The organism is Nostoc sp., from assembly GCF_036917455.1.
GTDB lineage: Bacteria > Cyanobacteriota > Cyanobacteriia > Cyanobacteriales > Nostocaceae > Nostoc.
Genome location: NZ_JBALDK010000161.1, coordinates 1 through 11,276, shown reverse-complemented (window position 1 = coordinate 11,276; position 11,276 = coordinate 1). Strand labels below are relative to the sequence as shown.

Genomic DNA, 11,276 nt, shown 5'->3' with positions numbered 1-11,276 from the left:
TCATCCCACACGCGTAGGCGAAGCCCGCCGTAGGCATCGCTGCCTTTATCCTTTATTTAGTATCTATGTACTATATTTAGATGCGTTTGCCCTGGCAAAACACCGACTTGGCTTTCCCAGTTCATTACTTGACTAGGGTCAACAGCTTTACTCTGTTGCAATCGCTATAATCGATGACGTGCTGGCATTGACGGGCGTGGTTGAGTCTAGCGATCGCTCCAGATCCCCCTCATTAGTTTATCTGTACTACTTTTTCTATACCTTACCTATCACTTTGTCTATATTTAGATGCGTTCGCCCTGCCCTCTGCCCCCCTCCTGTCTCAATGTGCAAATTAAAAACACAACAGCTTATTCGGGGGATATAAGCCAATACGGTTCAGTTAAGCTATGCAGTGCTTGAAACAACGAACACAGGAGGATTGGTTATTGTTCCAGTACCTCTGTGTTTAACCTTTTTCGAGCGAAATTTTGATACAGGCTTTTTCACAACCCAAGGGTTGTTTCTATGAACCCTTTCAGGTAAAAGTTGGTCAAGAATCTCCACAGTTAACCAACTAAAAAAAAGGGAAGTTCTTGTGGTTGTAAGCGCTGGAATTTGGGAAGGGCACGGGCGTTTAACTCGTAATGTTCCTGTGAAACTTAGACGTAAGGGTGAAACATTCGCGTTACTTGCAGCTTGAAAAATTAACAACCGGATAGCCCAATGTCCTAATAACAAACCGTAAACTTCTTGCACCACCTCACGCGGTTTTTGAGAACGAATATGAGTTTTGCACCCTAAAAGATGTACTTTGAGTTCATCAATCGTATTCTCTACTTCCCAACGTTGATGGTACTCACAAGCTAGTAACTGGGCTGGGAATTTTTCAATGTCCAATAAGCTTCTAATTAAACGATATTTGATTTGTTCTTCTGGGTTATCAGGATTCTCGATTGTGTACTCAATGACTCGTACTTGTATTGGCTGAAAACCTTTTTTTCTCAATTTACCAGAAGGATAAATATAACTCAAATAAGAACCATCATCTAAAGCTTCTTCATTTAAAAATTTAACGTTGGCAGGAATTCTTCCTAAATAATCACAACCCTTACTTACCGTTGCTTGTACCATCGCATAGGAATGCAAACCCCTATCCCACATTAACAACATGCCGGATGTTACCGAGCGCAATAGTTTTAGTGACCTGACTCGCTCTCCAATCTTATATGGGCACATTAGTGCATCGAAAATTAGATGCGTTCATGCCTCCACCAAAATAACTAATCTAACTTTGGGAAATGCAGCTCGCGTACCAGGACGACTACCAGGACGACCAAAAACCCTTGCATTTTCATTGCTATCTGGGGTATCTAGGCAAGTTCCATCAATTACTACGATTCGTAACCCATTTAAAAAAGCTCCTACCGTTTCGCTAGTTGCCATTGGTTGCACCAACTGATGAAACAACTGTCTCATCACCTCTGATCCTAGTCGCTGTCTGGCTTGAGTTATAGCTGATTTACAAGGAAACCGCCAATATTTACCAATTTTTACCCATGCCTCTGAAAGACCATCAATGAGATTTTTTAATACATCCCGCATTGAGTCTCTCGACCACAAGCTCATTGCTATTATTAAGCAAACTACAAGTTGTGCTGGTAACGAACGATGACGATCTTCTTCAACTTTTGTTTTAGCGTTCGCGTAGCGTGCGCCTTCGCGCACTCGCTTGTTGGATTGAAGTAGCTGGGATAGCCACCTCTATCGCTTTGAATATCTCCGTACTTTGTATCTTGGGAGACACTAATGAGAATTCTTTGAGATGCACCGTACTTGATTTCCATTTTTGGAAACAATGCCTATTTTACAGCTATTCGAGCCTTAACTGAACCGTATTGGGATATAAGCCTGAATTCTTCTTCATTTCTTAAACTCGCTGGAATAAATCAAGTCGATATTCTTCCTCTCGTTGACCTTTTAAATGCCGCAGTTGAGGGGTCAACTCAAAAAACGAGTTATGAACTTCATCTCCACTCAACGGATAATCACGCGCATAGAGTGTCCAATGAACTAAAAGTAGATGTCCTCCAGGTTCCAGATGTTCTAGAATGCACTGTTGGGATTTTTTCAGGTCTTCCCAGCTCCAGTAATAGCCAACTTCCGAGACTAGAGTTAAATCAAACATCTCATCAGGATATTGCTCTGGGACACGCATAATCTGGAACTTGACATTTGAGAGATGCTGACAACGCTGTTTTGCTCTATCCTGCGCCAGTTTTGACACATCAACCGAGAGTAGTGAGTCACAACAATTTTGGAGTTTTTCAGTTAAAACGCCAATGGAACCACCAATTTCAAAGGCAGACCGATAGCGCTCTTTGGGTAAAGCTGCGATCGTCGCAGCATATTTGTTAGCTTCGTATTCCCTTGTCTCGAACTTCCACGGGTCGGGATCTTCGCTGTAGAGTTTATCGAAGTAGCTGGGTGGTAAGGAGTCGGATTGTAAGGGGTTCATTGGATTTCCTCTAAATAAACTTCCCAAGGATGAGTAAAGTTCGCTAACATTTCGGGACTCAGGCGAAAGCCTTCTGGGTCATCATCAATTAAATCTGTAATTTGGGAACGATAAGCTGCGATCGCTTGCTGTTTCAACTCCACTACTGTGTTAATATTCAACCGCCAGGTTGTTACCTCAAAAGATTCTGGTAGACTTCGCTGTTGGTTTGAGTCCCAATCCCAAATCGGATACTCAATCAATCGGGGGGAAAAGCACAAATCATTCAGCACGGCGTGAATTAATTTCCACGTCCCTTGATGGTCTGCATGAGGATCGTATCGCCACGGTAAAAAGATAATTTCTGGGGCGATTTCTGTGATGTAAGCACGACAACTAGCTACTGCACCTTGATACTGTGTTGAAATTGACCCATCTTGCATTCTCAAAAAAGTGACAGCATTAACTTCTACACCTAGTAATTTCAATGCTGATAGCGTTTCCGCTTCCCGCAAAGCCCGGAGTTTATCTGCGGGATATTTCTGAGAGTTAGGGTGTGAAAGAGTACCATCACTGATGACTAAAACTTGCACATCACAATTCAAAGACCGTAACAGAGCGATCGCACCTCCACAGCCTAACGTCTCATCATCAGGATGGGGTGCAACGATTAATGCCGGACTACAAGCGATCTCGTGAACGGAACGCCAGGGCAAAACACTAGGATTGCTTAGTGGTAATCCAATCAAGCCTAATTTATTCATCATTCCAAAGTAAATCAGCTTCCTTAGTTTGCTGCAAGACATACTGTCCGGCGTTTGCCAAGGCCGCATCAAAAGCAGGTTGACGCAGATATAGAGTCAAATCTCGGATAATGCGTTCCATCGGATTTGGTGGTAGTAAGCCGCGAGTCCCAACAGAACGTTGACATAAATGCATCACATCAATGCAAATTTGTTCAATTGCTGTCCTCACCATGTTTGCATAGGCGACGAGTTGATCTGCTTGTGGATGGGTAACTGTGGGATAACCACCAAAGGCTGGTGCATAGGCTGCTACCTGATCCGCAGCCCCCCGTAGCCAGAGATTACCACTTTCAATAGCGATCGCCATTCTGCCAAGCCGTTCCTGTTGATATGGATCGTTTGTATATTTCAACTTCTGGAGATACTCGCGAGTCAGGTTAAACAGTGCTTCTGCCCCACCTAGTTGTACCGCAGCAAACCGAATCACTCCAACAGACAACCAGGGCTGTCGATAGTAATCTCCTGGCTGCCCGATTAAAGCGCTCTGCTCCAACTCTACACCGTTAAAATCCACTTTGTAACTAGCGGTAGCTCGCATCCCAGCAGGTTGCCACCAAGCTGGATCGCTAATCGTTGTCACTTCGTCCATCGGCACAATGCACATTTGCCAACCGCCTTCTGGCAATACTCCATTTACAAAAGGACGTTCAACATAACCTGCACCGGTGCAAAACGTTTTAGAACCTTCCAGCCGATAACGTCCATTCTCAAAAGGAATTACCTTGACACCATCAGAGGCTTCGGCATTCCAAACACCAAATATTTTTTGATGTTCGCGGGCATCACGGGCGTAGCTTGTGATTTGTTCTATAGAACCAAAGGTCTGAATCAGTTGCAGAGCGTTGATATGTCCTTCATAAATTCGACCAACTACCAGATTGCCATGCCCCATCTGCTTTAAGAGGATTAAAAGCTCGTAGGTAACATTAGCATCAATTCCTGCACCCCATCCCCCTAATTCTTTCGCCAATGGTGCAGCTAATAACCCAGACTTAGCAATCAGTTCAAACTCCTGCCTGGGAAAAGCACTATTGCAATCTATAGTACTGGCATTGTTTGCACAATAATCGGCGATTTCCTTAGCACGCTTTAGATCGAGAGCAATCTTAGAATCGGGCACGTTGGGGATGACGATATTCTGTGATAATTGGATGTTAATAGCCGACTCCTTTCTGTAATATTTATTTATATCCTGTTGATAGTAATAAAATTAAGTCGGTTAGTCACTCTATCTTTTATGCGATTCTATACTCAGCAAAAAGAGAGAAAATGAAAATACCTCTCAGCTGCACTTTATCCAATTAGGCAGTATAAACAGTAATATCCTCGATGTGACTTACATCTGCAAAATTGCGATCGGTGTTTGCGTAAAAAATAGCTTCCACATAGTATTAATATTTACCCCAGATCATCTGGATTCATGGCTGTAGTGTTATTTGGGTTTATGGTCTCATGTCGTTCATACTCCCCTTTAGCTGCATTTCTCACAAGCTTGAGGGGCAGAGGGGCGGAGGGGCGGAGGGGCAGAGGGGCAGAGGAGGCAGAGGGGCAGAGGGGCAGAGGGGCAGAGGGGCAGGGGAAGCAAGGGAAGAAAAAACTAATACTCGCATTTATCACAAGCTTGAGGCGAAGGAGAGGCAGAGGGGAAAGAACTTGGTATTTGAACTCTCTCCTGCTCCTCTGCTCCCCTGTTCCTCTGCTCCCCTGCTCCCCTGCTCCCCTGCTCCCCTGCGTCAAGTGCAGGCTTAATCGACATGTGGTGAGAAATCCGGGATAAGCGATAGATATGCTTCAACTCAGCACGGTTTTATGCCAAGCTATATAGTTTTTACCGTCCTGTTTCACCTATCTGATCTGCATCGTCTGCTACTCCATTGCGAAAGCGCACTTCTAAGCCGTGTTCTGGGTCCCAGTCACACTCAGCTAGCAACTTAAAGGTAGCAATATCTAGGTCATACTCCACATAGATATATGAGAAAGTGACCCGATCCCAGACCTGAATGGGATTAACCAGCAGCGGCATTGACTCATCTCCAATCATGTCACGATATACATCGTAATTTTGCAACACCAGAGGAGCAGTGATGTGTAATACATCGGGTGGCAAGGCTAAAGCTTGCCGAATAGCTTCACGCTGAAGCGATGAAAGTTCACCAATTTGCCCCTGTTCAAAATTCACACAAATCGGTACATGGCGATCGCCCAAAACAGCACATTGTGCTAAAGTCCAGTAGTTATCTTCCAATCTCATCTGTCCAAACTCAGCATCGTAATAACTTCTTGGGGATTCCATCATCTTCAGATACTACCTTTGTTCTGGGCTTCTCTAGCGACTCCAAAAACTAGTGAAAATTTTACTTTGAAATTAGAGTCTTTATTCCAAGCTCCTGGGATTATACCCATATTACATTTTTCCAAAAAGTGACAGAATTTCTTCATGATGAAAATATTAAGTCGAGTTAGCTGATGACAATACTGGCACCTATCCTCGAACAAACTGTGGGTAAGATTCGCTTTTGTGTAGATGATGTCAAAAGCGTACAGGAGCGATTACCTGTAAAAAATGCGAAATTTCAGTTAGAGAAGCAATTAGGGAAACAACTGCTGGCATTTAGCCACAATGATCTGTTTGAGGTAATTCCAGACCAAGGTATTCATTCGCTGGCGCTTGCTGTTCACACTGCCTTTAGCGAACACCGCCCGTTATTGTTAACACCTGACATTATTTGGATCACATTATCACAAGGATTTGCTCAACATATCAACAATCATGCAGAAAGTTTGCGATCGCACTTGGTTAATCACCAGGGGAAACAACAACTGATAATTGAAACTCGACAAATACCCAGCCATCCCCAGCACTGGAGTCAAGCAGTTCAAGAATGGGCATTGCATATCCGCGATTATGTAGGAGCGGATCTATATCGATTGCTAGAGTGTAACTTCAGTACTACAACACCCATCACTCACACAGCTAGTCATGTCGTAATGATGAATGCCTTCCAAAAATATTTTGACTATGTAATGTACTGCGTGTGTGGCATTCCTGAGATTACGCTGTTGGGGACAGTAGAAGATTGGCAAAGGATCTGCGATCGCGTTCAAATGATGGCTGAGTATGATTTAAACTGGTGGACTGCTCGTTTAATGCCAATTTGTCGAGAATTTGTGGAAACGGTTTCAGGCAGACCATCACTCTTGTTTTGGCGCTGTATCTACAAACCTGAACCTGTTTATGGTGTTGAACTAATTACTGGCTGGTTGACAGATTTATTCCCTTATATTACGCATTCAGTAACTAAAGCTCCCTCGGTGAAGAATCCCGTTCTGGAAATTGATCGCTGCGAACTGGAGAACGCGTCATTATCTGAACCATTATTTTTCAAACAAATTGCTCATGGTATTTCTCCTGAATGCTTGCCTTTGGGACTCTCTCAAACTCCATTCCAGCTCATAACCCCAGATGGACAAGAACATTCTCTAGAACTACTTGCTGGTTTCATTGGCGTTCATCAAGATTCCAAAGAGCAAACTTTACAACCCGAAATTGGCTGGGCTGTGCGTGAATGTAATAATAACTTTGCAGAATTACTCGACAAAATTCAACAGCAGCACATCACACAAGCGCCTATTAATTGGTCGGAATTTTATACAAACTTTTCTGATGCAGTTCCCAAAGAACACATTCAAATCCTGGAGCGATTTGATGGAGCCATACTTTATGCTAATAGCGGTCATTCTTGGCAAATTCCAAAGTTTAATTCTGGTAAAACCTACGAAATCCCTAAGCCAAATTCTTTCTGCTATGATGCAACCCACCTAATTGATCTCGAAGATGGGCGCTGTATTGCCTATGTCTTTAACTTTCGCAAGAGCGAATGTTTGATTCTTTTGGGCAAGCAGACTTTAGATCGTAATCAGCTTCAAAATCCCATAGTTATTGCTAAGAGCATTCCAGAACTCTTTGAACGCATATTTCAAGTCCAGGGGCAATACTATTTTGATGATTCCAATTTCGGAGGAGTTATCCGGGCATAGATGAGTAACCCAAGGGATTACAAGTAAAGTGGTGCGTTACGCCAAAGGCTAACGCACCCTACCAAAACTATTGCTAAAAATAGCAGTTAGAATACACCTACATCAGACTTATACCATTTCTATATGAAGACGCATAGACAGAACCCCACCGCCTGCGGCACCTCCCCAAGGCATCGGGGAGGTTGGGAGGGGTAAAAATAGCAGCTTCACAGAGAATTGGTATTAGGTGGATCTTTATTACTTGTGTTGGCGTAATTGCTCTACTATATATTCTTCTAGTTCTTGTTTTTCTCTGTTACTGGCATTTCGTTGATAAGTTCTTCCTGTTTCTTGCATAAACTTACGTTTCTCGCTTGGAGAAGATTTGAGCTTACCTCCAGATGCTTGCAGCTTTTGCTGTAATTCTTCCCAAGTCTTCTCACCCACACTTTCACCTAGTTTTACCAGTGCTTTTGGGAGTAATGTTTTTGCCTCTCTTTGAAAATCTTCTTCTGTCTCAAGGGAAGCTAAATCTATTTTGCTGAAGTCGATATCAATTTGAAACTTACTCATAAAATTGCATTTGTTTTTTTACAGTTATTACCACAAGATTGATTTACATATATTACTTTCCAACCTTATTCTTGTCAGATGATAAGTATCAGAATTGAAATATATAGCAATCCGATATGATTTCTGAATCACTCGTAGAGGTAAGGGATTGGGGACTGGGGACTGGGACTGGGAAGAAGGAATAAAAGTGTACTGAGTTTTTTTCAAAAATCAAATATGAGTCCTATATCAAATTATTCAGTCTGCAATTCACCAAAATCCTTAAAAGCATGATTTTTTATTTGTGTATCTTAGCTCAAATCATGGTTATATCTCAGATAATCATGAATTTTATCAATTTTTAAAGAATGATTTAAGACTTTTCTATCAAAAGGAATATACATCTAGTGAATGCAAGCTTAACCAGGTTAAGAGTATTAAAAATGCTATCTTAAAGGCAAAGGTCATTTGCTAAATTTTTGAGGAAAACGCTATGACTACAACGCTGAAAGAGGCTAATTCTATTGAGTCATTGCTAGGCAAAGAGGCTGAAGACCTGCTTACCTACAAAGCAAAGGTTTCTCAGGATTTACTACATTTGCCGGGGCCAGACTTTGTAGATCGAATCTGGATCAACAGCGATCGCAATCCTCAAGTATTGCGTAATCTCCAGTTACTTTATTCTACTGGTCGTCTGGCAAACACAGGTTATCTCTCGATTTTACCAGTAGACCAAGGGATTGAACACTCGGCAGGTGCGTCTTTTGCGCCTAATCCGATTTACTTTGACCCTGAAAATATTGTTAAACTAGCGATCGCCGCAGGTTGCAATGCTGTTGCTACCACTTTGGGGACATTAGGGATAGTTTCGCGCAAGTATGCCCACAAAATTCCCTTTATTGCCAAAATCAATCACAACGAATTGCTAACTTTCCCCAATCAATTTGACCAAGTATTGTTTGCTGATGTCGAACAAGCTTGGAATTTGGGGGCTGCGGCGGTAGGTGCAACAATCTACTTTGGTTCGGAGAATTCTACCAGACAAATCCAAGAAATCAGCAAAGCTTTTAAACGCGCCCACGAACTGGGTTTGGCAACAATTCTCTGGTGCTATCTGCGGAATAACGCCTTTAAACAAGACAAAGATTACCATCTTGCTGCTGACCTCACCGGACAGGCAAATCATTTAGGTGTGACCATTGAAGCTGATATCATCAAACAAAAGTTACCCGAAAATAACAATGGTTATGGTGCTGTTGCTAAAGCTAGTGGTAAGAGTTACGGCAAAACCGATGAGCGGGTTTATACAGAATTGACAACCGATCACCCAATTGATTTAACTCGTTACCAAGTACTGAATTGTTACTCTGGGCGTGTGGGGTTGATTAATTCTGGTGGCGCGACTGGTAAAAATGACTTCGCCGAAGCAGTTCGCACTGCTGTAATAAACAAACGCGCTGGTGGTTCAGGATTAATTTCTGGGCGAAAGACTTTCCAACGTCCCTTTGAGGAAGGTGTGAAGCTGTTTCATACCATTCAGGATGTTTACTTGTCGCCAGATGTGACGATCGCTTAGGAAGTAGGGAAAGAGGCAGAGGAGCAGGGGAGAAGTTACAGTAAGCTCCCTCTCTCCAATGCCCCATTATCCTACTTCAAACCCAGAATATTTAAGACTATGTACAAGCCCCCGGCGTATGTAGCAGAGCCAAGTAACACACAAACTGGCAATGTCAGCACCCAAGCTAGTAGTAGATTTCTCAGGGTGTCCATCTGCAAGCCAGAATGGTTTGCCGCCATCGTACCTGCTACACCAGATGACAAGACGTGAGTGGTGCTAACTGGTAAACCGAAGTAATCGGCAGCACCAATTGTTGTCATAGCTACTAACTCGGCGGAAGCTCCTTGAGCGTAGGTAAGGTGGTCTTTGCCAATCTTTTCACCCACTGTTACTACAATGCGCTTCCAACCAATCATTGTGCCAAGACCGAGTGCAATGGCGACGGCAAATTTCACCCAATTGGGAATGAATTTGGTTACTTTATCCAACTGACTCTTATAGCTGGTAAGTACCTCTTCTTGTTTGGGATCGGTAAATTTTTTCTGTTTGTCCAACTTTCCAATTGTTCCAGCGACTAGATACATATCGGTTCGTATTGAACTAAGCTCATCCTTTGAAAGCTGTTTGAAACTCGTCTTACCAGCAAGCTTATCTCCAATTATCTGACTTTCGGCAGCAAGGGCGGCAAAGGTTTTGTTGTTGGCTTGGGCGGTTGGCTTGAGGAAGTTGGAAAGCTCATCTGTAATATTTTGGCTATTTAACGATGTTCCAGGTGCTTGTTGTTGCAGTACTGGAACTACAGAGTTGGATGTAGCAACCAACTGAGCGATCGCTCCTGCATTGGTATCTATATTCAGTGCAAACATACCTGGTAAAATGCCTACTAAGATAAGCATGATCAAACCCATACCTTTTTGACCATCATTTGAACCGTGGGCGAAACTCACACCAGTACATGTCAAGATTAACAAACCACGTATCCAAGTTGGCGGTGCTTTACCATGATCTGGCGCACGATACAATTCTGGTCTTTTAATCAGTATTTTTGCCAGCAGTAACAGCAATGCAGCACAGGTAAATCCAACGACTGGCGAAACCAGTAGAGATGTGAAAACTTCCTGCGCCTTTGCCCAGTTCACGCCTTCGCCAAAGACATGACCAGAAGTTAACATTGAATTTGCTAAACCAACACCCATGATTGAGCCAATCAATGTGTGTGAACTGGATGCAGGTAAGCCTAAGTACCAAGTTCCCAAGTTCCACATGATCGCCGAAATCAAAAGTGCAAACACCATTGCGAAGCCTGCACTTGAGCCAACATTGATTACCAACTCAACGGGAAGCAGGGCAATAATGCCAAAAGCAACGGCTCCGCTTGATGTCAGCACACCAATTAGGTTCCAGCAGCCTGACCAAACAACGGCCATATTTGGCTTCAGGGTGTTAGTATAGATGACTGTAGCAACTGCATTTGCAGTATCATGAAAGCCATTGACAAACTCGAAGCCGAGTGCAAGACTCAGCGCCAAAGCTAGAAATAAGTACTCCATTTAGCACTCCTAGTAAGAGACAAGGATGCAGCCTGACTAAAATAATTTGTGTTGCAAAAAACTATTACAACTGGAAAAAGACCTGGGGTTATTGCAATTCAGAGAACTATACAAAAAGTTATAGTCATAAATACAACTTTCTGCTAAATAGATTCTCTGATTGCCTCTGCTATCTCAAAAGAAGAATGGGTTCTAATTACAATTGAAGATTAAGATAAATAGGTTAAGGAGTAAATAAGAATTAGTAAAGAACAAATTAATAAAATTCATAGCTGTGGGTAGTGAGAAGTTAGGAGTGAGGGGTTATAACAATTCTT

Annotated in this window: 9 protein-coding genes and 1 pseudogene; 2 read left to right on the top strand and 8 right to left on the bottom strand. The window is 42.8% G+C overall.

Annotated elements, in window-relative coordinates:
* Positions 1-548 precede the first annotated feature (548 nt).
* The 6 genes and pseudogenes from V7K42_RS17340 to V7K42_RS17315 all read right to left on the bottom strand — a co-directional run bounded on the left by V7K42_RS17340 (position 549) and on the right by V7K42_RS17315 (position 5,578).
* Positions 549-1,707 (bottom strand): annotated as a pseudogene (locus V7K42_RS17340) (IS4 family transposase).
* Entirely contained in the window at positions 1,626-1,826 is a 201-nt protein-coding gene (locus V7K42_RS17335) for a hypothetical protein (RefSeq protein ID WP_334918154.1), read from the bottom strand. The pseudogene V7K42_RS17340 and the gene V7K42_RS17335 overlap by 82 nt, the downstream one beginning before the upstream one ends.
* 83 nt (positions 1,827-1,909) lie before the next feature.
* Positions 1,910-2,497, bottom strand: a complete 588-nt coding sequence (locus V7K42_RS17330; RefSeq protein ID WP_334918152.1) for a class I SAM-dependent DNA methyltransferase — start codon at positions 2,495-2,497, stop codon at positions 1,910-1,912.
* Positions 2,494-3,243 (bottom strand): PIG-L deacetylase family protein, encoded by a 750-nt coding sequence (locus V7K42_RS17325; RefSeq protein WP_334918150.1) that lies wholly within the window; start codon positions 3,241-3,243, stop codon positions 2,494-2,496. The genes V7K42_RS17330 and V7K42_RS17325 overlap by 4 nt, the downstream gene beginning before the upstream one ends.
* Positions 3,233-4,402, bottom strand: a complete 1,170-nt coding sequence (locus V7K42_RS17320; protein WP_334918148.1) for an acyl-CoA dehydrogenase family protein — start codon at positions 4,400-4,402, stop codon at positions 3,233-3,235. The genes V7K42_RS17325 and V7K42_RS17320 overlap by 11 nt, the downstream gene beginning before the upstream one ends.
* Positions 4,403-5,110: 708 nt before the next feature.
* Entirely contained in the window at positions 5,111-5,578 is a 468-nt protein-coding gene (locus V7K42_RS17315; RefSeq protein WP_334918146.1) for a DUF6985 domain-containing protein, read from the bottom strand.
* A 170-nt stretch (positions 5,579-5,748) separates the two neighbouring features.
* Between V7K42_RS17315 and V7K42_RS17310 the strand changes: the two genes are divergently transcribed.
* Positions 5,749-7,320 (top strand): DUF4419 domain-containing protein, encoded by a 1,572-nt coding sequence (locus V7K42_RS17310; RefSeq protein WP_334918144.1) that lies wholly within the window; start codon positions 5,749-5,751, stop codon positions 7,318-7,320.
* Between the two features lie 237 nt (positions 7,321-7,557).
* Here the strand turns inward: V7K42_RS17310 and V7K42_RS17305 are convergent, their stop codons facing one another.
* Positions 7,558-7,872: a hypothetical protein gene (locus tag V7K42_RS17305; RefSeq protein WP_334918142.1), complete on the bottom strand. Its 315-nt coding sequence runs from the start codon at positions 7,870-7,872 to the stop codon at positions 7,558-7,560.
* Positions 7,873-8,344: 472 nt separating this feature from the next.
* Between V7K42_RS17305 and V7K42_RS17300 the strand changes: the two genes are divergently transcribed.
* Positions 8,345-9,427 carry a class I fructose-bisphosphate aldolase gene (locus V7K42_RS17300; RefSeq protein WP_334918140.1) on the top strand — a complete coding sequence of 361 codons (1,083 nt, stop codon included), beginning with the start codon at positions 8,345-8,347 and terminating at the stop codon, positions 9,425-9,427.
* A 71-nt stretch (positions 9,428-9,498) separates the two neighbouring features.
* On the opposite strand, the gene V7K42_RS17295 is transcribed toward V7K42_RS17300, so the two are convergent.
* Positions 9,499-10,959 carry an inorganic phosphate transporter gene (locus V7K42_RS17295; protein ID WP_334918138.1) on the bottom strand — a complete coding sequence of 487 codons (1,461 nt, stop codon included), beginning with the start codon at positions 10,957-10,959 and terminating at the stop codon, positions 9,499-9,501.
* Between the last annotated feature and the right edge of the window lie 317 nt (positions 10,960-11,276).